Raw genomic sequence first — 25,504 nt, forward strand, 5'->3', positions numbered from 1 at the left:
TGCCTCCAACGACGAATTCCTCCGCCAAACCACTTGGCACCTTCCCTGGAGAACACACATGAAATTGCTGCACATCGACTCGAGCATCCTTGGCGACAACTCCGCTTCCCGCCAACTGAGCGCCGAACTGGTCGCCGCCTGGGTCGCCGCCGAGCCGGGCGTCGAAGTCACCTACCGTGACCTGGCCGCCGACGCTATCAGCCACCTGTCCTCCGCCAGCCTGGTTGCTGCCGGTACTCCGGCCGAACTGCGCGACGCTGCTCAGAAGCACGAAGCCGACCTGGGCGAGAAGAGCATCGAGGAGTTTCTCGGCGCCGACGCCATTGTCATCGGCGCGCCGATGTACAACTTCTCGATCCCCAGCCAGCTGAAGGCCTGGATCGACCGCATCGCCGTCGCCGGCAAGACCTTCCGCTACACCGAGAACGGCCCGGAAGGACTGGCAGGTGGCAAGAAAGTGATCATCGTGTCCACCGCGGGCGGCATCCACGCCGGCCAGCCGAGTGGCATCGCCCATGAGAACTACCTCGAGCTGGTGCTGAACTTCCTCGGTATCACCGACATCGAGGTCGTTCGCGCTGAAGGTCTGGCTTACGGCGACGAACCGCGCCGCAACGCCATCGCCGGCGCCAAGGCGAGCATCGCCAGCCAGTTCGCCGCTGCCTGATCGTTGCACTGAAAAGAAAAAGCCCCGCTCATGCGGGGCTTTTTTGTGCCTGGGCGGTACCGCCTGTCTGCGGGCACGGAGCGCGTCGCACTGGCGCGTAGTATGCAAGGGTTCCCTCCAGGCGGCGCCCGGTGGCCTCTGCATTCACCAACAAGCCTTGTGGCGCCTGATCTGGAGACAAATCGGAGCGAATTGCACCATGGCGAGGCGCCTGTTCTGGTTTCTGCTGCTCGTTACCTTCAGTACCGCGAGTTGGGCGGCTCAGGGCTGGAATGTGGGTTTTCACCGCCTGCAGGTGAGCGACCCGCTGGACCAGCAGCCGATGAAGGCCATCGCCTTCTACCCCACGCGCGCGCCCGAACAGCCTCTTCATCTGGGTAACTTCATCCTTGACGTCGCCTACGAGGGGCAAACCGCCAGCGGTCGCTTCCCGCTGCTGGTGATGTCCCACGGCAACTACGGCACCCCGCTGGCCCATCGCGACCTGATCGAGGCGCTGGTGCGCAAGGGCTTCGTGGTCGTGACCCTGCTGCACCCCGGTGACAACCTGCATGACCACAGCCGCCTCGGCGCCAAGAGCAACCTCTACGGACGGCCGCTACAGGTATCGGAAACCATCAGTGCGGCGCTGCTCGATCCCAAAGTCGCGGCTATTGCCGATCCGCGCAAGGTCGGGGTGATCGGCTATTCGGCCGGTGGTGAAACCGCGCTGATCCTGGCCGGCGCCCAGCCGCGCCTGGAGCGGCTGATCAAGTATTGCCAGGAGCGCCCGGGCGACGCCGACGCCTGCAGCGAGAAGGGCCAGGTGCGCGCTGATCGAAATGACCTCGTGCCCATGGCCGATCCGCGCATCGGCGCTTTGCTGCTGCTGGCGCCGCTGAGCCTGATGTATGGCGTCCATGAACTGGAAGACGTGCAGGTGCCAGTGCTGCTCTACACCGGCAACGAGGACCAGATCCTTGACTGGAAGAAGAACGCCGGCGCGCTGGCTCGCAAACTGCCACAGCAGGCGGACCTGCGGGTGCTGGATGGGGCAGGGCACTTCGTCTTCATGTCGCCCTGTTCGGAGGAAGAGGTGGAAGCCACCCCTGACCTGTGTACTGACACCCAGGGTGTGGATCGCAAGGCCATTCACCGTGATCTGGCCGCTTCGGCGGCGGAGTTCTTCGACGTCAGCCTGGGCGGCGCGACGATGCAGACATCTGCGCGCTGATTGCTACGGAGAAGATCAAGAGCCCAAGAAAAAGCCCCGCACTTGGCGGGGCTTTTTCGTCGCAGCGTGGCGGTGATCAGACGATCACGCCCTGGCTGCGCAGGTAGTCATCGTAGGTGCCGCTGAAGTCGGTTATGCCGTTTTCCGACAGCTCGATGATGCGGGTGGCCAGGGAGGACACGAACTCGCGGTCATGGCTGACGAAGATCAGGGTGCCCGGATAGTTTTCCAGCGCCAGGTTGAGCGATTCGATGGACTCCATGTCCAGGTGGTTGGTCGGCTCGTCCATCACCAGCACGTTGGGGCGCTTGAGGATCAGCTTGCCGAACAGCATGCGACCCTGTTCACCACCGGAGATCACCTTCACCGACTTCTTGATGTCGTCGTTGGAAAACAGCATGCGGCCGAGGGTGCCGCGCACCAGCTGCTCGCCGCCCTGGGTCCACTGGGCCATCCAGTCGAACAGGTTATAGTCGTCCTCGAAGTCCTCGGCGTGGTCCTGGGCAAAGTAGCCCACGTCCGCGCTATCGGTCCACTTCACTTCACCGGCGGTGGGCGCCATCTCGCCGACCAGGGTGCGCAGCAGGGTGGTCTTGCCGATGCCGTTCGGGCCGATGATGGCGATGCGCTCGCCAGCCTCCACCTGCAGGCTCAGGTTCTTGAACAGCGAGGTGCCATCGAAGCCCTGGCTGACCTTCTCCAGGGTCACCGCCTGACGGTGCAGCTTCTTGTGCTGCTCGAAACGGATGAACGGGCTGACGCGGCTGGACGGCTTGACCTCTTCCAGCTGGATCTTGTCGATCTGGCGCGCACGGCTGGTGGCCTGCTTGGCCTTGGAGGCGTTGGCCGAGAAGCGGCTGACGAAGGTCTGCAGCTCGGCGATCTGGGCTTTCTTCTTGGCGTTGTCCGACAGCAGGCGCTCACGGGCCTGTTCGGCCGCGGTCATGTACTCGTCGTAGTTGCCCGGGAACAGGCGCAGTTCGCCGTAGTCCAGGTCGGCCATGTGGGTGCAGACGCTGTTCAGGAAGTGACGGTCGTGGGAAATGATGATCATGGTGCTGTTACGCGCCGTGATGATGTTTTCCAGCCAGCGGATGGTATTGATGTCCAGGTGGTTGGTCGGCTCGTCGAGCAGAAGCAGGTCCGGATCGGAGAACAGCGCCTGCGCGAGCAGCACGCGCAGCTTCCAGCCGGGAGCGACGGCGCTCATCGGGCCGAAGTGCTGGTCCAGCGGAATGCCCAGGCCCAGCAGCAGTTCGCCGGCGCGGGATTCGGCGGTGTAGCCGTCGAACTCGGCGAACTGGACTTCCAGCTCGGCCACGGCCATGCCGTCTTCCTCGCTCATCTCCGGCAGGGAGTAGATGCGATCGCGCTCGGCCTTGACCTTCCACAGTTCCTCGTGGCCCATGATCACGGTGTCGATCACGCTGAAGTCTTCGTAGGCGAACTGGTCCTGGCGCAGCTTGCCCAGGCGCACGCCGTTTTCCAGCATTACCTGGCCGCCGGAAGGCTCCAGCTCACCGCCGAGGATCTTCATGAAGGTGGACTTGCCGCAACCGTTGGCGCCGATCAGGCCGTAGCGGTTGCCGTTACCGAATTTGACGGAAACGTTTTCGAACAGCGGCTTGGCGCCAAACTGCATGGTGATATTGGCGGTGGAAATCAACTGACTGACCCTTGGCTGGACATGGTGCGCGCCGGGCGCGAGCGGCGCGGGCGGGCAGGGAAGGCTGGCGCTGTCGAAGATGGCCGACAGGCGCCTGGCAAAGCCGCTCATTATGCCACAGCCCGGCCCGAGCTGCATGCTTTGCCGCTGCAGCGCCCGTGATGCGGGCTTATGGCGATATCAGACAGTTGAAACCCCTCATGGTCCTGCATCAGAATTCGGTGTTCAGAATTCTGGTGGGGGCTGTATGCAAATCCTTAACGCTCAAAAAACGCTCAAGCAGTACCTGGAGCAGCTCAGCGGCAAGCTGATCACCGTGGTCTCGGCCTCCGCCAGTGAAACCGAGTCACTGATCGAAACCCTGGTGGAGAAGGGCAATCGCCTGGACCTGCTGGTGGGTACCATCAACTCCTTCACCTCGCCGGACTTCATCGATTTCTGCATCCGCGATGCAGGCGCCAGCGTCACCCTGCACGTCGACTTCCGCGCGCAGAACAGCGTGCACTGGAAGCTGATCCTGATCGAGCCGGACGTGGTCGTGCTGGGCAGCGCCAACTTCACCGAGATCGGCCTGAGCCTCACCCGTGACACCTGCACCGTGATCCAGGATGCGGCACTCTACGCCGAGTATCTGGCGCGCGTGGCCGAGATCAAGGGCATGCCAGGCGTGGTGCTGGGCGAGGACTCGCCGGCCTTCGATGAGCAGTTGGAAGAGTACCGCCAGAGCCATCGCCGCGTGCAGGCGAGCCTGGCGCGCAGTGCGCAGTACCTGGACGGCGAGAGCTGGCTGGGGGACGAGACCAACCAGAGCATCCCGCTGTTCATCTGGTACAGCGACCACTCCGACGATTCAGAGGAAAAGGCCGAGGCCTTCCTGCGCGCCAGCAGCGACGGCGTGGCCTGGGATGACGTGCGCGAGTTCTTCACCTATGAATGCGCGGAGGGCGTGCTGCCCTACGAAGAGGGCGACATGGTGCTGACCGCACGCTGCAACGGCACGCACATCGGCTTCTACACCTTCGACCGCATTCTCTACCGCGATGGCACCTACTACATCTACTCCTACCGCAAGAAGCGCTATACCCAGCCGTTCAAGCTGGAAGACGCACGTGAGCGCCTGAAGGACGTGATTCCGGAGTGGTATGAGGAAATGCGCACTTCGCTCAACCGCCATGACATCAATAGCGTGGTGCGCTGAGCAGCCATTCATCGGCGCGTAGCCTGTGACCCGACGGTCGCACGCTGCGCAGCTTGGCATTCTGCACCGTGATGGCTAGCATCCTGCCAGTATCTCGACGTCGCATGCTGCAATTGCGTGAGCCCGTCAGAAACCTGTCAGGAGGCAATGGACCATGCCGCAACTTCCCCCCGATGAAGTCCCCGTCCGCCGCCGTATGCGCTGGCATTGGCGGTTGTTGACGCTGAAGATCTACATCCTCTCTGTGTTCCTGCTGGCCTGCATGCTGGGCGGCAGCGCGATGTTGCTGTTCAATGTGCTCAATGACACGCTCGAACCGGCCCAGCGATTGGGCTCCTTCGTGGCCGGTGCGCTGATCCTGTTGCTGTGCTTCCACATCCTGCGCATGGCGCTGCCGCCGATGCCGTGGCTCGCCAGTCGGCGCAGCCTGGAATAGAAAAGACGCTGGAATGAAAACGCCCCGTGGCATCGCTGCCGCGGGGCGTTTTCTTTCGAGCCTGATCAGGTCATCAGAAGATGTTGACCGGGTACTCGACGAAGACGCGCACTTCGTTGCCGTCGTCGTTGTAGGAGCGGGCGTCGTTGGACACGCGCAGCCAGGAACCGCGCAGCTTGACCGACAGGTCCTTGGCCGGGCCGCTCGGTACGACGTACTTGAGCTGGTTGAAGATTTCGCGCTCTTTGCCGTTGCTGGTCTCGGCGGTCTTGATGTTGTCGCCGTAGACGTAGGCCACGGTGTAGCTCAGGCCCGGGACGCCGTATTCGGAGAAGTCCAGGCTGTAGCTGCCCTGCCAGGAGCGCTCGTCCTCACCGTTGAAGTCCGACCAGTAGGAGTTGGCCAGCCAGATGGTGGTGCCGCCGTCGCCCAGGCCGCCTTCGTTCTGGTACCAGCCGTAGTTGTAGCCGGAATCGCCGTTGTTGCGCTGGTGCGCGACCATGAAGGTGTGGGCGCCGATGTTGTAGGCGGCCGACAGGCTCCAGATGGTGTTCTTGGTGCCGTTGATGTCGTGGTCGGCAGCGAAGTCTTCGTTCACGCGGGTGCGGTAGCCGTTGAAGTCCAGGGTCAGGGACTGCTTGTCGGCCACCGGGATGACGTAGTTCAGGTTCATGTACTGCTTGCGGGCGACGTCTTCGCTCTCGTAGCCGTACAGGGAGCCGCTGAAGTTGTCGGTGAACTTGTAGCTGCCGCCGAACACGTCGATGCGCTTCAGGCCGCCGCTGTCACGCCCTTCGGCGCTCTTGCGGGTTTCCGAAGTGAAGCGGCCGACGTTCAGTTCCAGGCCTTCGATCTCCTTGGAGGTGATCAGGGTGCCGGTGAAGCTTTCCGGCAGCAGGCGGGAATTGTCGTAGCTCAGGATCGGAAGGGCCGGCATCTGGTCACCGTATTTGATCACGGTGTTGGAGAAGCGAGCCTTCACAGCACCACCGGCGCGGGCCAGGTCGTTGGCGGCTTCGCCGCTGTCGCCCTGCTTGAAGAAGTCGATGCCGGCGGCGCCGCTCTTGCCCTGGCCACCGTCGAGGCGCAGGGCGTACATGCCGAACGCGTCAACGCCGAAGCCTACGGTGCCCTGGGTGAATCCGGAGGTGAAGGTCGCGGTGGCGGCCTGGCCCCATTCGGCCTTGTCGTCACGACCATGCTTGTAGTCGCGGTTCATGTAGGCGTTGCGGAAGAACAGGTCCAGGTGGCTGTCTTCGGTGAAGCCCTTAGCGGCGGACTGGTCATCGGCCATGGCAGCGGTCGACGCGAGGATCCCCAGTGCGAGCAGACTGATCCGGTGGTTCAGCATCTTGATTTCCTTAATGGTGCAGCGCCAGCGAACAGAAAGAAAAAAGCTCTCCGCCCCGAAGTGCGTGATCGGGGTAGGTGGAGTCCTGTGCTGGCCTATTCTTTTGGTTGTATTCGGGGCGTGGTCGCCCCGGCGCCGCGGGATGATAGCAGAGGTTCGAACTTTTTCGTCCAGCCTCTGTCACGCTGCTGTCATGTCGATCTGATCAACGGTGATGGGCGCTGGATCGCGGCGGCTCGACGGCAAATGGACGCAATCGCGGCTGTTTGCCGCGCAAGGGCGATCACGCGAGAGTGAAGGAACGCTGATAGAGCCACAGGCTTAGAATCAGGCCGGTGAATGCCGCGAGCGCTGCGCAGAGGAAGATCGAGCCGAAGCCGAAGCCATTGGCGACCGCGCCCATCAGCGGCCCGGTGACACCCAGGGATACGTCGATGAACAGCGAGTAGGCGCCCAGCGCCGCGCCGCGGTTGGACGCGGGCACCAGACCCACGGCTTCCACGCCGAGTGCAGGAAACACCAGGGAGAATCCGAAGCCCGTCAGTGCCGCGCCGGCCAAGGCGATCCAGGGCGTCGGGGCGCTCCACAGCAGGAGCAGGCCGAGACTTTCCACCGACAGGCAGGCAATAGCGACTCGGAAGCCACCATGCCGGTTGATCGCATTGGCGAACAGCAGACGTGCGCCGATGAAGCAGCCACCGAATGCAGTCAGGCAGTAGACCGCGTCCTTCCAGCCAAGGCTGGCGTAATAGAGGGTGATGAAGGTGGCGATGGTGCCGAAGCCGATGCCGCCCAGCGCCAGGCCCATGCCGTGGGGGAATACCCGGCCGAGCACGTGGTGGAAGGGCATTCGCTCGCCATGCACCAGGGCGGCAGCACGCTTGGGCCAGGCCAGGGCGAAGCCGAGTGCTGCCAGGAGGACCACGCTGCCGCCCAGGCTGGCCAGCCCGAGTTGGCCGACCATCAGCACACCCAGCGGCGCGCCGATGGCCAGGGCGCCATAACTGGCGATGCCGTTCCAGGAGATGACTTTTGCGGTGTTTGCCGCGCCGACGCGGTCGATGCCCCAGGCGATCGACGCGCTGCCGACCAGGCTTTCCGACGTACCCAGCACCAGGCGCGCGACCATCAGCAGGCCGAGGCTGAGCAATGGGAGGCCCTGCATTGCCCATGAGCCGAGCATCAGCGCGCCACTGCCGGCGCAGCCGACCATGCCGTAGAGCACGGCGCGTTTGGGGCCGAGGGTATCAATGACCTTGCCGGCGTACGGGCGGGTGAGGAGGGTGGCCAGGTACTGGATGCTGATGACCAGGCCGGCCATCACCGAGCCGAAGCCCAGGTCGCTGTGCACGTAGCCGGGCAGCACGGCCAGCGGGATGCCGATGGTCAGGTAGGCGATGAAGGTGAAAAGGACGACGGACACCACCTGCAGGGTGGTGGACGAGGACGAACGGGAATCGGCGGACATCTGCTGCGGTTCGGTACGGCGAGTGGTCCTACATGATGGACCGGGTGTGGCGTGTAGGAAAGCTAGCTAACGAACTACCTGAAATATCCTCCGTCCGTAGGGCGAATAGTGCGTCAGCGTTATCCGCCGTTGTTTGGGGCGGCGCATAACCTGTTCCAGGTTATGCGCCCTACGCAGGCACCTTCAGTTGCCGACTTATTGGCGGAGCGGGTCATGCCCGCGATCACGCGCATGGCGCGCTCCTACAGGAAACAATGGGGTCAGACTCGGCGGAACAGGGTGGGGTAATCGATCACCAGGCCATCATCATCCACGCTAAGCAGCGCCCTGAAATCGGTGCCTTCGAGGTTCTCGTACAGATAGTGATGGGAATCGACCCGTGTATAGCCCTGGCGCATCCGAACAGGCTTGAGCGTGGGAGCTTCCAGGTAGACCACCGCCAGCTCGCGGCGCTCGCCTTCGGTCAGTCCCAGGCGGCGTATCGGGAAGGTATTGGTGAAGGGCGAAGGCCAGATGTCGATATCCAGGCAGCCTTCCAGCTCCGGCAAGGCACCGTCGGAGTCGCGCCAATTCCCTTCGCCGTCGGTCAGCAAGTGCAGTTCATGCGTGCCGCGGGCGCTTTCCACCTTGAAGCGCGCTTCGCGCAGGCGCCACTGCTCGTCCCAGTCCAACCGGTAATCAAGTTGATAGGAAGGGCCTCCCGCCTCATCAATGGCGCGCAACTGGCTCTCGGCGCGCCGCTCACCCAGTTGCAGCGATTCCCAGCTGGCCGTCGGCGCGTGCCAGATGCCTTCCCAGTCGAGCGTGCGCATCAGGAAGTCTCCAGCACGAGGCCCAGGCGTTGGCGCTTGGGCAGGCGGGCGACCACCAGTTGGTGCGAGCGGGTCAGCGCTTCGCGCAACTCGGCGTCGCCCATGGGGTAGGGGCGCTGCATGGAAATCCAGAAGGCCCGCGCCAGATAGGGCGCCGGGCGGATGCCAGGGCGGTCGACGTAGCCCAGGAACAGCTCCGGGCCGACCTTAAAAGCCAGGCCGCCGTTGCCGCTGTCGAGAAAGTCGAGGATGGCGAACATCTTGTTGCCGGCGACCGAAAACACCCGATTGCTGCCCCACTTGATGTCTTCGCGGGTGCCGGGCAGGTCCAGGCAGAAGCCGGCGATCTGTTGCGGCGTCATGGCGTACGTTCCTTCGGTCAGTCGTGCCGTTGGCTAATCGCGGAAATAAACCTCGACCAGATGGTAGCCGAACTGGCTTTTTACCGGCCCGTGAATCACGCCGACCGGCTTCTTGAAGATCACCTGGTCGATGCTGCGGACCATCTGGCCGGGCCGTACCTCGCCCAGGTCACCACCGCGCTTGCCGGAAGCGCAGGTGGAGTGCTTGCGCGCCAGGGCGGCAAAGTCCTCGCCCTTGGCCAGGCGCTGCTTGATCTGCTCGGCTTCGGCAGCGGTCCTGACCAGAATGTGGCGTGCCATGGCGACGGGCATTGGTTCGTGTCCTTAAATGAAAGCGTCTGGGGCGGCATTGTACGGCAGCAGTGATGCAGGTCGCATTTCGCAATGGGTTGCATTGTCTGGCGCAGGGGCGCTCCATAGAGTCAATAAGTCAATTCTTAATTACAGGGCGCTGCTGATAGACGGCGTCCGCCGCCACCTTGCGTACGGATGCAGTTCAATGGATATCCAAGCGATGCTCAAGATCCTGGCCACCCAGGATGGTTCGGATCTTTACCTCTCCACCGGTGCGCCGCCTTGCGCCAAGTTCAACGGGGTACTCAAGCCCCTGACCAACGAGCCGATGAAGGCTGGCGATGTGGCCCGCATCGGTTATGGGCTGATGGATGAGGAACAACGCGCGGAATTCGACCGTGAACTGGAAATGAACCTGGCGATTTCCGTCCCCGGCGTTGGTCGTTTCCGTATCAACCTGTTCAAACAGCGCAATGAAGTGTCCATCGTCGCGCGGAACATCAAGCTGGACATCCCCCTGTTCGCCGACCTGAACTTGCCGGAAGTACTGCTCAAGGTGGTGATGGAGAAGCGCGGCCTGGTCCTCTTCGTCGGCGGCACCGGCTCGGGCAAGTCCACGTCCCTGGCGGCGCTGATCGACCACCGTAACCGCAACAGCGGCGGCCACATCATCACCATCGAAGACCCCATCGAGTACGTGCACCGGCACCGCAAGTCGATCATCAACCAGCGCGAAGTAGGCGTGGACACCCGCAGCTTCCACGCCGCGCTGAAGAACACCTTGCGCCAGGCGCCGGATGTGATCCTGATTGGAGAGATCCGTGACCGCGAAACCATGGAGCACGCCCTGGCCTTCGCCGATACCGGGCACCTGGCGATCTCCACGCTGCACGCAAACAACGCCAACCAGGCGCTGGATCGCATCATCAACTTCTTCCCCGAAGAGCGCCGGCCGCAACTGCTCAACGACCTGGGCAACAACCTCAAGGCCTTCGTTTCCCAGCGCCTGGTGCGCACCCAGGACGGTAAGCGCCGCGCTGCGGTAGAGGTGCTGCTGGGCACGGCGACCATCAGCGACATCATCAAGCGTGGCGACTTCAGCTCGATCAAGGAGATCATGGACAAGTCCCGTGCCCTCGGTATGCAGACCTTCGACCAGGCGCTGTTCGACCTGGCGGTGGAAGGGGCGATCACCGAGGAAGAAGCGGTGAAGAACGCAGACTCGGCGAACAACCTGCGTCTGAAGCTCAAGCTGTACAAGGACAACCCGGGGAGCGTCGGTAGTGCTGTCACTCCCGCAGCAGCCAAGCCAGCCGCGCCGGCTCCGGTTGCACCTCCCATGGCCGCCCAGCCGGTGGAGGCCTCCAGCTGGGGGCTGGAACTGGCGCTGGAAGAGATCGAGGCGGAAGACGCGGAAAAGCCGGCCGGCTGATAAGCCGCCAACTGAACGGAAAAAGCCTCGGCATGCCGGGGCTTTTTCATGGGCACGGATTTACCTGTAGGACAGGTTCGTAGGGCGCATAACGCGCCAGCGTTATCCGCCCTACGGACGGCAATCGGCGGTGACTACAGCAGCGACAGCGGATAACTGATAATCAGCCGGTTCTCGTCGAAGCTGTTGGTGCTGCCCCAGTTGCGGCGCATCGTGGAGTTGCGCCATTTGACGTTCAACGTCTTGAAGGTGCCGCTCTGCACGGTGTAGGCCAGCTCGCTCTCGCGCCCCCACTCACAGCCGTCGTCGGTGCTGGCGTTGTGCACATCCCGGCCCTGGATGTAGCGGTTCATCAGGGTCAGGCCTGGAACGCCGAACGCGGCGAAGTCGTAGTCATGGCGCAACTGCCAGGAGCGCTCCTTCGCGCTCTCGTAGCTGGCGGTATAGCTGTCGTTGGCCAGGGTGCCGCCGCTGGTGCCGTTGACGCGGAACCACTCGTCCTCGCCCATGACCCTCTGCAAGCCGAGATAGAAGGTGCTCGCGCCGTATTTGGCCGAGAACATTCCGGAGAAGGTGCGGTTGTCCAGGTCGCCGGCGCGGGCGCTGCCATCCTCCTTGCCCCAGAAGTAGCCGATATTCGCACCGAGCACCCAATTGCCCAGCGGCTGGCTGTGCTGCAGTTGCAGGTATTGCTGCTGGTAGATGTCCTTTAGTTGCGCGTTCCACAGGCCGACCAGGGTGCGGTCGCCGTTGAAGCGGTACTCGCCGCCGGCGAAGTTGAAGCGATCCGAGGTGAAGGCCGGGCGGTTGAAGAGTGCCATGTCTTCCATGCTCGCGTCGTTGCGCGGGCTGTTCTGGCGGAACTGGCCTCCGTAGAGGGTCAGGCCGTTGATTTCCTTCGAGGTGACCTGCGCGCCCTGGAAGGTCTGCGGCAGCGAGCGGCCGTCGTCCGAGCGCAGGATCGGCAGTACCACCATCCATTCACCAGCCTTGAATTCGGTCTTCGAGACCTTGGCCTTGCCGGCGACCGCCAGGCGACCGAAGTCGTCGGCGGGGCTACCGTCGCCGTGGGTTGGTAGCAACTGGGTGCCGGCGGTGCCCTTGCCGCCGTCGAGCTTCAGGCTGTACAGCCCAAGCACGTCCAGGCCCAGCCCGACCGTACCCTGGGTGTAGCCAGAGCGGGCGTCGAGGATGAAGTTCTGGGTCCACTCCTCAGCCTTGTTCTGCCGGGCTGTGCCGACGTAGTCGCGGTTCATGTAGAAGTTGCGCAGCAGCAGGCTGGTCTTGGCGTCTTCGAGAAACCCGCCTTCCTCGGCGTGGGCCAGGGCGGGCAGGGTGGGTAGAAGGCAGGCGCTGATGGTGAAGTGGGGCAGGTGGCGGAGCATGGGTGTTCCCTCGGCATTCTTGTCGTTGTTCTAGGCGAACGGGGTCCTCCGCGCGGCTCTGTCGGGAGCGGCGGATGCTGAACGATGGTGATCAGCTGGCGTGGATCAGGCGATCAGCCAGGCGCGACGGGAATGGGGGGAGGGTCGGTATGGGGGATGCACGCGCGCAGGCGTGCCAGGGAGAGCATGAGCATGTGAACGGTCCTTTCTTATAGTTGTTGGCGCCGCATCGAGGCGGCGGCTTGGACCATAGTGGTGGTCCGTGACGGCTCGCCGCAATTCACCCAAGGCTTAATTGTTCGCTGTTCGAACATGAATTAACCAAACGGAACATTTCTCCGCCAGCATTGCGGTTAGGATGCCTGCAACAACGCCGTGCGGGACTCTTATTGCCCGGCCTTCCAGCGGACCCGCGAGGTGTTCCCGGCGCGGCGTGGCGGATTCTTTCTCCGGTGCGTCCTGCTAGGCTTTCGAACTCCCCGCGCCAGCCGCATCTGCCGATTGAATCCGTGAGTCGATGAGTACCAGCCAATCGCCGTTGTCCGGCGTCCACCAGCCCTTCAAGGGCATCCTGCTCATCGTCCTGGCGACCTTCCTGTTCTCCAGCCACGACGCGCTGTCCAAGTACCTGGCGAGCATCTATCCCATCGTCATGGTGGTGTGGGCGCGCTATGTGGTGCACACGCTGCTGATGGCGGGCATCTTCCTGCCGCGCGCCGGCCTCGCTGTGCTGCGTACGCGCCATCCATTCCTGCAGACGGCCCGCGCGCTGTGCCTGCTCGGCACCAGCTTCCTGTTCACCACCGGCCTGCAGTACATCCCGCTGGCCGAGGCGACCTCGGTGAACTTCCTCGCGCCGCTGCTGGTGACGGCGCTTTCAGTGCCGCTGCTGGGCGAACGTGTCAGCGCTGGCCAGTGGGCTGCGGTGCTGGTGGGATTTGTCGGCGTGCTGATCATCGTTCACCCCGGCGGCGATCTCTTCACCCCGGCGGTGCTGCTGCCGTTCGGCTCGGCGCTGTGCTTCAGCTTCTACCAGTTGCTGACGCGCAAGCTCAGCCAGGTGGACAGCCCGACCACCAGCAACTTCTTCGCTGGGCTGTGCAACACCCTGATCGTCAGCGCGCTGGTGCCGTTCTTCTGGCAATGGCCGGGGTTGGTGCATGGCCTGATGATGCTGGCCCTGGGTACCTGCGGGATGACCGCGCACCTGTTCCTGACCCAGGCCTTCAAGCATGCCGCGCCGGCGCTGCTGGCGCCGTTCAGCTATTGCCAGATTGTCTTCGCGGGACTGCTGGGCTTGGTGATCTTCGGCCATACGCCGGAGCCGTCGGCGTTGCTGGGTATCGCGGTGATCTGCGGTAGCGGGCTGGCGGCGGCGTGGTTGCAGAGCCGCAAAAGGTAAACCCTGCAGTAGCGAGCCGTTGCTACTCGATTTCGAACAGACCATGGCGGATCGGCCCGACCTGTAGACGCTGGCGCACGTCATCGTCGATGCGTGGATCGTCCGGCTGGTAAAGCTTCACCTGGCGATAGGCGCTGATGCGGTTGATCTCCGGGCCCAGGTATTCCCAGACCACCCGGGTGCAGGCCGGAGTGCGCCGGTCGCCGCTGGAGACGCCGGTCTTCAGCCCGTTGAGGCGGGTGATGCGGCTCTTGAAGCTGGGGATGAGGATGGTCTGGCTCATTTCGTTGATGGTGAGCGACTCGTAGTCCAACAGGAACACTCGATCCTGCAGTTGGAAGGCCGCGCCCAGGTAGCGGCAGCGCACCCAGTCCTCAGCCTGCACGTCGGTGCTGCTGGAGCGTTCCTGGCGCTCCTGGCGCTCGAAGAGGAAGTTGCCGTCCTGCTCGTACAGATGCACCAGCGACAGCAGGATCGAGCCGGGCACCGACATGCAGTTGGAATATTCGAAGTAGTAGCCGCAGTAACGCGACAAGTTTCCCGCGTGGTCGCGCAGCGGGCGGAGCATTTCCATCAGCGGGTCGTCGCGCTGCACGTTGGCCGTCGAGGTCCCCCGTGCGCCGATCAGGCGGGTGAACTGATCCGGCGGCAATTGCAGCTCGTAGTCCTCGACGCCGAAGAAGTCGCCGATGCGCTTGAGGTTGTAAGCCGTGGGCTGGCTCTGCCCGCCAAGGTACTTGTTGAACTGCGCGCGATTGATCGAGAGCTTGCGGCAAACCTCCGAGATAGAGCGGTAGTGAGCGCATAGCAGCTTGAGGTTTGGGCCGAGATTTTCGGACATTCGTGCCAGGTCCAGGTGATGCGAGTGGCGCCATTATAGCGTCAACTAGCATCAATTCGTAACAAGCCGCGAAATTGTTTCGAGACGCTTCGGGCGCAACCATGCGCCCCCAGTGAGCGGGCCAGCCCCAGGTCCGTGCTCCCACAATAACAATCGAGGCCCCAGCACATGCTCGACGCGATCAACGATTTCCTCTCCGGGAAAGTCCTCATCGTCCTCATCGTAGGACTCGGTGCGTACTTCACCATCCGCTCCCGCTTCGTCCAGTTCCGCCATTTCGGCCATATGTTCGGCGTGTTCAAGGAGTCGATCCGCGGCCAATCCGGCCAGCTGAGCTCGTTCCAGGCCTTGATGCTGAGCCTCGCCGGCCGCGTGGGCGCTGGTAACATCGCCGGTGTCGGCATCGCCGTGACCTTGGGTGGTCCCGGTGCCGTGTTCTGGATGTGGGTCACCGCACTGGTGGGCATGTCCAGCAGCTTCTTCGAGTGCACCCTGGCCCAGGTCTACAAGCGCAGCGACGGCGACGGCCTGTACCGTGGCGGCCCGGCCTACTACATCCAGCACGGTCTGAAGCTGCGCTGGATGGCCATGACTTTCGCTGTCCTGCTGCTGGTCACCTACGGCTTCGCCTTCAACGGCCTGCAAGCCTTTACCGTGACCCACTCGCTGCAGAACGCCTTCGACATCCCGGTCCTGTACTCGGGCATCGCCCTGGCCGTGCTGCTGGCCGTGGTGTTCTTCGGCGGCATCCAGCGCATCGCCGCCGTGTCCGACCTGCTGGTACCGGTCAAGACCTTGGCCTACATCGCCGTGACCCTGTACGTGATCGTCACCCAGATCGAACTGGTGCCGGGCATGCTGACCACCATCGTGAAGAGTGCCTTCGGCCTGGAACCGGCCTTCGCCGGACTGCTGGGCGCGGCCATCGTGATGGGCGTGAAGCGTGGCGTGTTCGCCAACGAAGCCGGCCTGGGCAGTGCGCCGAACGTGGCTGCCGTTGCCGCCGTGCGTCACCCGGCGTCCCAGGGCGTGGTCCAGGCGTTCAGCGTGTTCCTCGACACCTTCGTCATCTGCACCTGCACTGCGCTGCTGATCCTGCTCTCGGGCTTCTACACCCCCGGCTTCGAAGGCGACGGTATCACCCTGACCCAGAACTCGCTGGCCGCGGTGGTCGGTGACTGGGGCCGCATCTTCGTCAGCGTCGCGCTGTCGCTGTTCGTGTTCACCTGCATCACCTACAACTACTACCTCGGAGAGAACGCCCTGCAGTTCATCGTTGGCCGCAGCCGCTCCGCGCTGATCGCCTTCCGCGTTCTGGTGCTGGGCCTGATCCTCTGGGGCTCGATGCAGAACCTGGGCACCGTGTTCGCCTTCGCCGACATCACCATGACCTGCCTGGCCTTCGTCAACCTGGTGGCCCTGGCGATGCTGATCAAGACCGGCCTGCGCGTGATGCGCGACTACGACGAGCAGCGCGCCGCCGGCATCGAGCGGCCAGTGTTCGACGCCAGCAAGTTCGCCGACCTGGACATCGACCACGACGCCTGGCGCGACGCGCACAAGATCAACTCGACCGCTCCGGCCCACGGCAGCCTGCCGGCTCAGGGCTGACACTCCGCTGACCCGATCCTCGGGGCCTGATCCCAGGATCAAGGTCTGACACGCAAGGCCGGGACTTCTCCCGGCCTTGCGGTTTATCCTGTGAACTTTCCTGCAAGAGCACTGGCATGCGTCGCGTGAAGAACCTCTTCGTCCTCTATACCGGCGGCACCATCGGCATGCTGCAGACCGCCGAGGGCCTGGCGCCGGCTGGCGGTTTCGAAGCGCGCATGCGCGAACAACTGCAAGGCCATGGCGAGATTCGCCTCGACTGGTCCTTCGCCGAGCTGCAACCGCTGCTCGACAGCGCCAACATGACCCAGGCCAACTGGCTGGCCATGCGCGACGCCATCGTCCATGCGGTGGAGCAGGGCGGCCATTACGGCGTGCTGGTGCTGCACGGCACCGACACGCTGGCCTACAGCGCCGCGGCGTTATCGTTCCTGCTGCTGGGGCTGGACGTTCCGGTGATCCTGACTGGCTCCATGCAGCCAATGGGCGCGCCGGGCAGCGATGCATTGGGCAACCTGCTGGGCGCACTGAAGGCGCTGGAAACCGGCATCGAGCCGGGTGTCTGGCTGTATTTCAATGGCGAGCTGATGCATGGCGCCCGCGTGACCAAGCTGCGCAGCGATGCCTTCGATGCTTTCGCCGTGCTGCCGCGTGAGCGCCAGGGTGTGCGCGCCGAGTCACTGCCAGCCGAACTGAGCTACCGACAGCCACGCCAGGCGGTGAACCTCGCGGTTCTGCCGCTGTTCCCCGGTCTACGCGCCGAACACCTGCGCGCGTTGCTGGGTAGCGGCGTTCAGGCGCTGCTGCTGGAGTGTTTCGGTAGTGGCACCGGCCCTTCGGACAACGAAGACCTGCTGGCTGCGCTGCGCGAAGCCCACGCCCGCGGCGTGGTGCTGGCTGCGATCAGCCAGTGCCCCCAGGGCCACGTGGCCTTCGACGTTTATGCCGCCGGCAGCCGCCTGCGCGATGCCGGGTTGGTATCCGGTGGTGGCATGACCCGCGAGGCGGCGCTCGGCAAGCTGTTCAGCTTGCTGGGTTGCGGCCTGCCGGCTACGGAAGTGGAGCGGCTATTCGTCCTCGACCTGTGCGGCGAGCGCGTCGATTGATCGACTGATTGACTGGCTGAAAAACAACGCGCCCCGCTCAGGGGCGCGCTTCTTCCACCGGCACGTTGAGCACCTCGCGCACCAGCATGGCGATGCTGCTCACGCCCATCTTTTCCTTGATCTTGGTGCGGTGTACATCGACCGTCTTGACGCTGATGTTCAGCTCGCGGGCGATGACCTTGCTGGCCTTGCCGTCCACCACCATCATCAGGATTTCCCGCTCCCTCCCGGTGAGCAGGTCGAGCTTGTGCTGCAGGTTCTGCTTCTGCTCCTGGCCCGCATGCACCTGCACGGCGCTCTTTAGCGCGGCCTGGATGCGGTCCAGCATCTGCTGCGGGTTATAGGGCTTCTCGACGAAATCCAGCGCGCCGTTCTTCATCGCCTTCACCGACATCGGGATATCGCCGTGGGCGGTGACGAAGATGGTCGGCAGGTTGATGCCCTTGTCGTTGAGCATCTCCTGCAGCTGGAAGCCGCTGGTCTCGGGCATGCGCACGTCGAGCACCAAGCAGGCGGGGAGTCTGGGGTCGTATTCGCGCAGGAACTCCTCGGCGCCGCCAAAGCAAAGCGATTCGATGCTGACCGATTCGAGCAGCCAGGCGAGGGAGGTGCGCAGGTCCTTGTCGTCGTCGACGATGTAGACCACGGGTTTTCTAGCTTCCATCAGGCGTTGCCACTTTCTTTCTTATCGTTGTGAAGCTGCACGTAGGCCGCGTACGCCGGGCTTTTGCCGCGGTCGTCGGAATGGCATGACCCGGAGCATACCCATAGTCGCCGGTGCTGACGATAAAGAAACCACCTAGATGACTAGCGGCCTGCCCCTCAACGCGTGGTGATCGTCTGAATATGGCGCGCCGCCGCGCTGCCCTACGCTGGCCCCATACAAGAAAGGCCGGGCGTGCCGGCCACTCCAGCACATGCCACTCCGGCAAATAGGAGCGAAGAAATGGCCAACACCCTCAGCCAGACCCAGATCGACTTCCGCAACGCCATGGCACAGCTGCCCGCGGCGGTGAACATCATCACCACCAATGGCCCGGAAGGCCGCTGCGGCATCACTGCCAGCGCGGTCTGCTCGGTCACCGATTCGCCGCCCACCGTGCTGGTCTGCGTCAACCGCGGCAGCGCTACCCACGATGTGTTCCGCAGCAACGGCCACCTGTGCGTCAACGTGCTGTGCGGCGAGCAGGAAGAGCTGGCCAAGCACTTCGCGGGGATGACCAAGGTCTCCATGGAAGAACGCTTCACCTGGGACCTCTGGGACGACGGCTACGCCGGCCTGCCGGTGCTGCGCCAGGCGTTGGTCAGCCTGGAGGGGCGGATCAGCGACTGCAAGGAAGTCGGTTCGCACACCGTGATGTTCGTCGAGCTGGAAAACGTCGCGGTGCGCGAGCGCCAGGACAGCCTGGTGTACTTCAACCGCGTGTTCCACCGCGTCGACCGCGCGGCCGTGCGCTGCGCCAGTTGATCCCTATCTAACAACAAGAACGAGGTAATCACCGTGACCCTGAAGATTTCCCAGACTGCCGATATCCAGAAGTTCTTCCAGGAAGCCAGCGGCGCGCTCAATGACGCCGGCAACCCGCGCATGAAGCAGTTGATCCTTCGGGTGTTGCAGGACACCGCGAAACTGATCGAAGACATGAACGTCACCCCCGACGAATTCTGGAAGGCGGTGGACTACCTCAACCGCCTCGGCGCCCGCCAGGAAGCCGGCCTGGTCGTTGCCGGCCTGGGCATCGAGCATTACCTCGACCTGTTGCTGGACGCCCAGGATGAAGCGGCCGGTATCGGCGGCGGTACCCCGCGCACCATCGAAGGCCCGCTGTACGTGGCCGGCGCGCCGCTGTCCGAAGGCGAAGCGCGGATGGACGACGGCAGGGACGCGGGCACCGTGATGTTCCTCTCCGGCCGGGTGTTCGACCCGCAGGGCAAGCCGCTGGCCGGCGCCGTAGTCGACCTCTGGCACGCCAACACGAAGGGCACCTACTCGTACTTCGACAGCACCCAGTCCGAGTTCAACCTGCGCCGTCGCATCGTCACCGATGCGGAAGGTCGCTACAAAGCCCGCAGCATCGTACCCAGCGGCTACGGCTGCCCGCCGGACGGCCCGACCCAGGAGCTGCTCGATCAGCTTGGCCGCCACGGCCAGCGCCCGGCGCACATCCACTTCTTCATCTCCGCGCCGGGGCATCGCCACCTGACCACGCAGATCAACCTCGCCGGCGACCAATACCTGTGGGACGACTTCGCCTATGCCACCCGTGACGGACTGATCGGCGAGGTGCGTTTTGTCGAGGATGCTGCTGCCGCCAAGGCGCGCGGTGTGGAAGGGCGCTTCGCCGAGATCGAGTTCGACTTCCAGTTGCAGCAGGCGGTTTCCGCCGATGCCGAAGACCGCAGCAACCGTCCTCGCGCACTGCAGGAAGCCTGATTCTCACGCGGTGGTGACCCTGCAGGCGCGCGGGGGGACGCCATCGTTATTGCTCGCGAACCAAGCTATCCGGCCGTTCCGGTGCTGGGTGGGTTCGTGAGCAAGCTCGCTCCTACGAGAACCCCTAAACGGGCTGCGCGCTGGGGCTGTCGCAGGCATGGCCAGCTCCTGTAAGGATGGGCATGGCGCGCTCCTTGCAGGAGCGAGCCATGCCCGCGAACAGCGGACAAAGTCCGCTGCATTCGGAAACACTCCGCTCAGCCCCGCCGCTCCCGATGCATCAGCCAGAGGAAGTACGGGCAACCGATGAACGCTGCCAGCAATCCCGCCGACACCGGCCAGGGATAGGCGATGTTCCGTCCCAGCCAATCCGCCACCACCATGATCAGCGCCCCGGCCACCGCGCTCAGCAGCACTTGCGGCGCGGCGCGGCGCACGCCGAGGTGGCGGGCGATGTGGGGGCCGATCAGGCCGACGAAGCTCAGCGGGCCGACGATGATGGTCGCGGTGGCGGTGAGCACCGCGGCAGTGAGCAGGATCGCCAGGTGGCTCAGCCGCAGCCGCAGCCCCAGCGCTGTCGCCGTGTCATTGCCCAGCGTCAGCAGGTCCAGCGGGCGCGTCAGCAGCAGGCTGACGCCAATCATCACTGCGCCGACCAGTAGCCCGGTGCTCGCCGAGACCACGTCCACCTGATAGGTCGAGCCGGTCATCCAGCTCATCATCGCCGTCATGCGCGGGTCACCGCTGGCCAGCAGCAAAGTGCTCAGCGAGTGCAGCAAGGTGGTCAGGCACACGCCGGTCAGCAGCAGGCGCTCGGCATTGAAGGTCTTGCGCCAGGCGAACCACAGCAGCAGGCCTAGGGTCAGCAGCGCGCCGACGCTGGCAGCCGGGACCATGTAGGCCTGCGGCTGCGGCATCACCAGGAATAGCACCAGCACGGCAATCGCCGAACCGGACGTGGCCCCCAGGACTTCCGGGCTGGCCATGGGGTTGCCGGTCAGGCGCTGCACCAGCAGGCCGGCCACGGCGAGCATGGCGCCGGCAGCCAGCGAGCCGAGTACACGCGGCAGGCGCCATTGCGCGATGGCATCGTTCAGGCCGGCGTCGCCCCAGTGCCAGCCATTGGCGTCCACTGCGAAGAAGACCGCCGGCAACGTCAGCAGGCCAAGCAGGATCGCCGCGCCGACGATCAGCCGCCACGGGTGTTCGCGCTGCGGCCTGGCCGGCGTCGGACGCGGGACGATGCCGCCGCTGCGCTGGCGGCTGAGCAGCCACAGTAGCAGCGGTACGCTGAAGATGCCGGTGAGGATGCCGGCGGGAATTTCCCCGGCGAAACGCGACAGTTCGCGGGCGATCTGGTCCACCACACAGAGCAGCGCGGCGCCCAGCAGTGGCGCCCAGATCAGGCGTTGCTTGAGCGTGCGCGCACCGCACAGCCGCGCAATGGCCGGTGCGGCAAGGCCGACGAAAGCCAGCATGCCCACGGCGCTGGTGACGAACGCACTCAGCGCCACAGCCACGGCCAGACCCATTACGCGGGTGCGCAGCAGGTTCACGCCCACCGCCGCGGCCCCTTCGTCTTCCAGCCCCAGCGCGGCCAGCGGCCGCACCATCAGCAGCGCGATGACCATGGCCACCGCGAGGCGCGGGGCGAGGTAAAACGCGCCGTCCCAGCCACTCTGGTTCAGCGAGCCGGCCTGCCAGAGCAGCAGGTCGATCAGGTAGTCGTGGTTGAACAGCACCAGCAGCGCGTTGAGCGAAACGCAGTAAAGGCTGATGACCATGCCGGCGAGGATGAAGCGCAGCGGCGACAGGGTGCGGCCCCAGGCGAAGGCGAACAGCAGGCAGGCCGCCAGGGTCGCGCCGGCCAGGGTGACGGCTTCCAGGCCGTGCACCAGCAGGGTCGGGGCGAAGATGGTGGCGGCCGACAGCGCGAGGTTGGCGCCGGCGGACACGCCGAGGGTCACCGGTTCTGCCAGTGGGTTGCGCAGGATCTGCTGGAACAACGTGCCAGCCAGGGCCAGGGCGGCGCCGGCCATCAGGCTCACCGCCAGGCGCGGGAAGAAGCTGAAGTGCAGCAGCACCTGGCGCACGTCGTCCAGGTCCGGCGACCACAGTGCCTGCCACCAGAGGTCGCGGGGAAGGGCGCCTTGCAGGCCATGGAACACCAGCAGGCCAGCGAGAATCGCCAGCGCCAAGGTGCAGATCGCGGGGCCAAGGCCCAAGCCACGGCGAGGGGCGACGAGGCCGAGCGTCGATTCAGACATGGGCGAGCTCCGTGGCGCTGTCCAGGTAGGTCGCGATGCGTTCGGCGAGGTCGAGCACCGAGGCGGCGCCAGCGTAGGGATAGAAGCGCTGCAGCGTCAGCGTGTGACCCCGGCGCACGGCGGGCAGATTGGCCCACAGGTCGTTGGGCTGCCGCAGGCTCTGCAGGCGCGCCGAGGTGGTGGGGATGTCAACGTAGACCAGGTGTGCATCGGGGCGCTCGGCCAGGCGCTCGATGCTGACCATGGCCAGTCCCACCGGGCCCACCGGGCCTTGCCAGGCATTCTCGACGCCGAGGCGGTCGAGCACGTCCTGCACCATGCTGTTCTTGCCGTAGACCGCCGCGTGACGGCCATCCTGGTTGAGCACCGCAACGCACACCGGCGGCAGCGCGTGGCCCGCCAGTTTCGCGCGCAGTTCAGCGAGGCGCTGCTCGCCGGCGGCGATGTAGTCGGCGGCAACCTGTTCGACGCCGAGCCGGCGGGCGAGATTGCTCATGAACTCGGTGGTGGCGCGCCAGGCACCGTTGGCGGCCGGGTAGATGGCCACGCGCTCGGTGGGCGCGATGCCGTTCAGGCGGCGCTCCAGGGTTGGAGTCATGGGGTCGCTGAGGATCAGTTGCGGTTGCAGCTGCTGGATCAGTTCGAGGTTCGGTTCCCAGTAGGGACCCACGTCACGCACGCTCTCGGGCAGCGGCTGAGTAGGCATGCGCACCCGGTAGTAGCGGTCGTCGGAGATCGCCAGGGGCGGTATGCCCAGGGTCAGCAGCGTCTCGGCGGCCACCCAGTTGAGCGCGATGATCCGCGTCAGGCGCTCGCCAGCGAACACCGGCAGGCCGGAGGCGCAGGCCAGCCCGCCGATGGCGAGGCCTTGCAGCAGGTGGCGACGGGTGAGGGACATGCACTACTCCTCGCGTGAATCGGGGCTCTTGAAACAACACGCCTTTGAAACGGCAAAAGGGCTCCCTGCGAACAGGGAGCCCGGAAACAGCAGGCGGAAGTAGCGCACGGCCGCCTCCGCCAGCGGCTTACCAGCTGTACTTCACGCTGGTCATGACGGTGCGGCGCAGGCCTGGGTAGCAGGAGATCGGGCTGTCGCAGGTCGCGGCATACTCCTCGTCCAGCAGGTTCTGGGCGTTCACCGAGAGGGTCACGTTCTTGTTCAGCGGGTAGCTCACGCCAGCGTCGAACAGGGTGTAGTTGTCGACGTGGTAGGTGTTGGCGTTGTTGCCGTAGAGCGAGCCGGTGTAGCGCACGCCGCCGCCGATGGAGAGGCCGTCGACCGCACCTTCGTGGAAGGTGTAATTCAGCCAGCCGTTGGCCATGTGCTCGGGCACGTTGGCCGGGCGGTTGCCCTCGTTGGCGTCGTTGCTCTTGGTGATCTTGGCCTTGGTGTAGGTGTACGAGGCCAGCAGGTCCCAGTTCTGGTCCAGCTTGGCTTTGAATTCGGCCTCGATGCCGCGCGAGCGCTGCTCGCCGGTGGCCTCGCTGAAGCCAGTGGGCACGCCGTTGGCGTTCAGCTGGTTGGTGAGGATGTTTTCCTTGGTCAGCTCGTAGGCGGCCAGGGTGATCAGCAGGGTTTCGTCCGGCTGAAACTTCACGCCCGCTTCGTACTGGTGGGCCTCGCTGGCCTTGAAGGCGCCGCCGTCGGAGGTGATGCCGGTGTTAGGCACGAACGACTCGGAGTAGCTGACGTAAGGCGCCAGGCCGAAGTCGGTCAGGTAGGTCAGGCCGACACGGCCGGTGAAAGCGTTGTCCTTCTGCATGGTGTGGGCGCCCACGTGGTTGTCCAGGTCATTGCGCACGTAGTCGTAGCGGCCGCCGGCGGTGAGGATCCAGTGGTCGTCGAACTTGATCTGGTCCTGCAGGTAGGCGCCGATCTGCTCGATGTTCTGGTCGTAGTCGATGGCCTGACCGGCGAGGGTGGTGTCCTTGGTCGGCCGCGGAACGCTCTGGCCGTAAACCGGGTTATCCAGGTTCAGCGACGGGCCGAGGGTACGCCAGCGGGCGATATTGGCGTCCTGCCAGCTGTAGTCTGCGCCCATCAGCAGGGTGTGCTTGATTGCGCCGGTATCGAAGTTGGCCTGCAACTGGTTGTCCAGGTTGAAGGTGTCCATGTGCTGGTCGAAGCGGTCCGCGGTGCGGATGATGTTCCTGCCGACCTGCAGCTGCGGCAGCAGGTTGGCGAAGGTCAGGTCGACCTGGCCGTAACGCGCGTTCTGGCGGAATTCCCAGATGTCGTTGAGGCGATGGCGAAACTCGTAGCCCAGGGTGTACTGGTCCTGGTCGAAGTGGTTGTAATTGTGGTCGCCGAGCAGAGTGCCGGTGGGGTGGCCGTTGACGCTGTAGTCGAAGATCGAGCCGGAGTTGCGGTCGCGCAGGAAGTCGGTGAGCACGGTCAGACTGGTGTCTTCGTCCGGCGCCCAGGTGAAGGACGGGGCGATGTAGTAGCGGTCGTCCTCGACCTCATGGCCGTCGTCGTATTCGGCCTGGGTGTTGGCGTCGCGGGCCAGGCCCACCACGCGGTAGAGGAACTGGTTCTGGTCGTCCAGCGCGCCGCCGAGGTCGAACTGGCCCTGCTTGCGGTCATGGTTGCCGCCAGTCAGTTCGACTTCGTTGATGTGGTTGGCGGTGGGCTTCTTGCTCACACGATTGACGATGCCGCCGGCGTCACCCATGCCGAACAGGCTGGAGGACGGGCCACGGACCACGTCGATGCGCTCGAAGGCATAGGGCTCGCTGCGAAAGAAGGCGTAGCTGTTGTTCTGCTGGCGCAGGCCGTTGAGGTAGTCGCTGGTGGCCTGGGCGTTGAAGCCGCGGATGTACAGCCAGTCGAAGCCTTTCGGGTCCAGGCCATAGGCTTCCACCTTGACGCCGGGCACGTAGCGCAGTGCTTCGGTCACGGTCTGCGCGCCCTGGGCATCCATCTGCTTGCGGGTGATCACCGAGATCGACTGGGGGATTTCCAACAGCGGCGTGTCGGTCTTGCTACCACTGTTGGAGGTGCGCGGCACATAGCTGTCTTCGCCTTCGACGGCGCCGGTGATGACCTGGGCGGACATGTTCAGGGTGTCGCCACTGGCGGAGTCGGCGCCCAGCAGGGTCACGCGGCTGCCTTCGAGCTGGTACTTGATGCCGGTCCCCTGCAGCAGGCGCTCCAGCGCCTGGGCGGGCTCCATCTCGCCGCGCACGCCGGGGGCGCGCAGGTTCTGCACCTGGCTCTGGTTGAAGACAATCTGCAGGTTCGACTGCGCGCCCAGGCTGGTGAGCGCGGAAGCCAGGGACTGGGCCGGGATGTCGATGCGGACCGGGGCAGCCTCGACGGCGGAAGCCGCCAGGACCATCCCCAGGGCGGTGGCGCGGACCAGACGGGCCAGGGGTTTTACCTTGTGCCGGGTTTGCAGCGCAGTACGGGTGCGACTCACTTGTTTAGCTCCTTTAACCTTGAAGGTATGATCTTGTAATGCAGTTTCTAATAAGAATGATTCAGCTTTATGTGACGCGCCGGTTGGAAAAAACCGGAAAAATCCGTTCGATCTTTTTTTGTTGCTGAGCGACGACC

22 protein-coding genes are annotated in these 25,504 nt (G+C 64.4%); 10 read left to right on the top strand and 12 right to left on the bottom strand.

Annotated elements, in window-relative coordinates; translation table 11 throughout:
- The first annotated feature begins 58 nt into the window (after nt 1-58).
- Together IB274_RS06965 and IB274_RS06970 are read left to right on the top strand one after the other, a co-directional pair.
- Nucleotides 59-667: an FMN-dependent NADH-azoreductase gene (locus IB274_RS06965; RefSeq protein WP_192431285.1), complete on the top strand. Its 609-nt coding sequence runs from the start codon at nt 59-61 to the stop codon at nt 665-667.
- Nucleotides 668-866: 199 nt separating this feature from the next.
- The gene (locus tag IB274_RS06970; RefSeq protein ID WP_192431286.1) at nt 867-1,880 is read left to right on the top strand and encodes an alpha/beta hydrolase family protein; all 1,014 of its coding nucleotides are present in this window, start codon (nt 867-869) and stop codon (nt 1,878-1,880) included.
- 76 nt (nt 1,881-1,956) lie between these two features.
- Here the strand turns inward: IB274_RS06970 and IB274_RS06975 are convergent, their stop codons facing one another.
- Nucleotides 1,957-3,546: an ABC-F family ATPase gene (locus tag IB274_RS06975; RefSeq protein WP_192431481.1), complete on the bottom strand. Its 1,590-nt coding sequence runs from the start codon at nt 3,544-3,546 to the stop codon at nt 1,957-1,959.
- A gap of 247 nt (nt 3,547-3,793) precedes the next feature.
- Between IB274_RS06975 and IB274_RS06980 the strand changes: the two genes are divergently transcribed.
- Nucleotides 3,794-4,744, top strand: a complete 951-nt coding sequence (locus tag IB274_RS06980; protein ID WP_192431287.1) for a phospholipase D family protein — start codon at nt 3,794-3,796, stop codon at nt 4,742-4,744.
- A 154-nt stretch (nt 4,745-4,898) separates the two neighbouring features.
- Entirely contained in the window at nt 4,899-5,180 is a 282-nt protein-coding gene (locus IB274_RS06985; RefSeq protein ID WP_192431288.1) for a hypothetical protein, read from the top strand.
- Between the two features lie 73 nt (nt 5,181-5,253).
- Here IB274_RS06985 and IB274_RS06990 read toward each other — a convergent pair whose 3' ends face one another.
- From IB274_RS06990 to IB274_RS07010, 5 genes are all read right to left on the bottom strand, one after another.
- The gene (locus IB274_RS06990; RefSeq protein ID WP_192431289.1) at nt 5,254-6,531 is read right to left on the bottom strand and encodes an OprD family porin; all 1,278 of its coding nucleotides are present in this window, start codon (nt 6,529-6,531) and stop codon (nt 5,254-5,256) included.
- Between the two features lie 283 nt (nt 6,532-6,814).
- Nucleotides 6,815-7,999 carry an MFS transporter gene (locus IB274_RS06995; RefSeq protein WP_192431290.1) on the bottom strand — a complete coding sequence of 395 codons (1,185 nt, stop codon included), beginning with the start codon at nt 7,997-7,999 and terminating at the stop codon, nt 6,815-6,817.
- A 260-nt stretch (nt 8,000-8,259) separates the two neighbouring features.
- The gene (locus IB274_RS07000; protein WP_192431291.1) at nt 8,260-8,811 is read right to left on the bottom strand and encodes a putative glycolipid-binding domain-containing protein; all 552 of its coding nucleotides are present in this window, start codon (nt 8,809-8,811) and stop codon (nt 8,260-8,262) included.
- Entirely contained in the window at nt 8,811-9,173 is a 363-nt protein-coding gene (locus tag IB274_RS07005) for an MmcQ/YjbR family DNA-binding protein (protein WP_192431292.1), read from the bottom strand. Before IB274_RS07005 ends, IB274_RS07000 begins: the two co-directional genes overlap by 1 nt.
- Nucleotides 9,174-9,206: 33 nt before the next feature.
- Nucleotides 9,207-9,485, bottom strand: coding sequence for a peptidylprolyl isomerase (locus IB274_RS07010; protein WP_192431293.1), 279 nt, complete (start codon nt 9,483-9,485; stop codon nt 9,207-9,209).
- Between the two features lie 187 nt (nt 9,486-9,672).
- Here IB274_RS07010 and IB274_RS07015 point away from each other — a divergent pair, with 187 nt between their 5' ends.
- On the top strand, nt 9,673-10,899 hold the full coding sequence (locus IB274_RS07015) for a PilT/PilU family type 4a pilus ATPase (RefSeq protein WP_192431294.1): 1,227 nt from the start codon (nt 9,673-9,675) through the stop codon (nt 10,897-10,899).
- Nucleotides 10,900-11,033: 134 nt separating this feature from the next.
- On the opposite strand, the gene IB274_RS07020 is transcribed toward IB274_RS07015, so the two are convergent.
- Nucleotides 11,034-12,284 (bottom strand): OprD family porin, encoded by a 1,251-nt coding sequence (locus IB274_RS07020; RefSeq protein WP_192431295.1) that lies wholly within the window; start codon nt 12,282-12,284, stop codon nt 11,034-11,036.
- 517 nt (nt 12,285-12,801) lie between these two features.
- On the opposite strand from IB274_RS07020, the gene IB274_RS07025 reads away from it, so the two are divergent.
- A complete protein-coding gene (locus IB274_RS07025; RefSeq protein ID WP_192431296.1) occupies nt 12,802-13,686 on the top strand; it encodes a DMT family transporter in 885 nt (294 codons plus the stop codon).
- Nucleotides 13,687-13,708: 22 nt separating this feature from the next.
- Here the strand turns inward: IB274_RS07025 and IB274_RS07030 are convergent, their stop codons facing one another.
- Nucleotides 13,709-14,527, bottom strand: coding sequence for a helix-turn-helix domain-containing protein (locus tag IB274_RS07030; protein WP_192431297.1), 819 nt, complete (start codon nt 14,525-14,527; stop codon nt 13,709-13,711).
- Nucleotides 14,528-14,695: 168 nt separating this feature from the next.
- On the opposite strand from IB274_RS07030, the gene IB274_RS07035 reads away from it, so the two are divergent.
- Both IB274_RS07035 and IB274_RS07040 read left to right on the top strand, forming a co-directional pair.
- Nucleotides 14,696-16,138 (top strand): alanine/glycine:cation symporter family protein, encoded by a 1,443-nt coding sequence (locus IB274_RS07035; RefSeq protein WP_192296110.1) that lies wholly within the window; start codon nt 14,696-14,698, stop codon nt 16,136-16,138.
- A gap of 116 nt (nt 16,139-16,254) precedes the next feature.
- On the top strand, nt 16,255-17,244 hold the full coding sequence (locus tag IB274_RS07040) for an asparaginase (protein WP_192431298.1): 990 nt from the start codon (nt 16,255-16,257) through the stop codon (nt 17,242-17,244).
- Between the two features lie 37 nt (nt 17,245-17,281).
- Here IB274_RS07040 and IB274_RS07045 read toward each other — a convergent pair whose 3' ends face one another.
- Nucleotides 17,282-17,908, bottom strand: a complete 627-nt coding sequence (locus IB274_RS07045) for a response regulator transcription factor (protein WP_192431299.1) — start codon at nt 17,906-17,908, stop codon at nt 17,282-17,284.
- Between the two features lie 282 nt (nt 17,909-18,190).
- On the opposite strand from IB274_RS07045, the gene hpaC reads away from it, so the two are divergent.
- Nucleotides 18,191-18,712: a 4-hydroxyphenylacetate 3-monooxygenase, reductase component gene (hpaC, locus tag IB274_RS07050; RefSeq protein WP_192431300.1), complete on the top strand. Its 522-nt coding sequence runs from the start codon at nt 18,191-18,193 to the stop codon at nt 18,710-18,712.
- 33 nt (nt 18,713-18,745) lie between these two features.
- Entirely contained in the window at nt 18,746-19,678 is a 933-nt protein-coding gene (gene catA / locus IB274_RS07055; RefSeq protein WP_192431301.1) for a catechol 1,2-dioxygenase, read from the top strand.
- 257 nt (nt 19,679-19,935) lie between these two features.
- Here the strand turns inward: catA and fhuB are convergent, their stop codons facing one another.
- The 3 genes from fhuB to IB274_RS07070 all read right to left on the bottom strand — a co-directional run bounded on the left by fhuB (nt 19,936) and on the right by IB274_RS07070 (nt 25,367).
- Complete coding sequence (gene fhuB, locus IB274_RS07060) at nt 19,936-21,945, bottom strand: Fe(3+)-hydroxamate ABC transporter permease FhuB (RefSeq protein ID WP_192431302.1); 2,010 nt, start codon at nt 21,943-21,945, stop codon at nt 19,936-19,938.
- Nucleotides 21,938-22,843 (bottom strand): ABC transporter substrate-binding protein, encoded by a 906-nt coding sequence (locus IB274_RS07065; RefSeq protein ID WP_192431303.1) that lies wholly within the window; start codon nt 22,841-22,843, stop codon nt 21,938-21,940. The genes fhuB and IB274_RS07065 overlap by 8 nt, the downstream gene beginning before the upstream one ends.
- A 127-nt stretch (nt 22,844-22,970) precedes the next feature.
- Nucleotides 22,971-25,367 (bottom strand): TonB-dependent siderophore receptor, encoded by a 2,397-nt coding sequence (locus IB274_RS07070; RefSeq protein WP_192431304.1) that lies wholly within the window; start codon nt 25,365-25,367, stop codon nt 22,971-22,973.
- Nucleotides 25,368-25,504 lie beyond the last annotated feature (137 nt).

This window comes from Pseudomonas sp. PDM18 (assembly GCF_014852585.1).
Lineage (GTDB): Bacteria > Pseudomonadota > Gammaproteobacteria > Pseudomonadales > Pseudomonadaceae > Pseudomonas.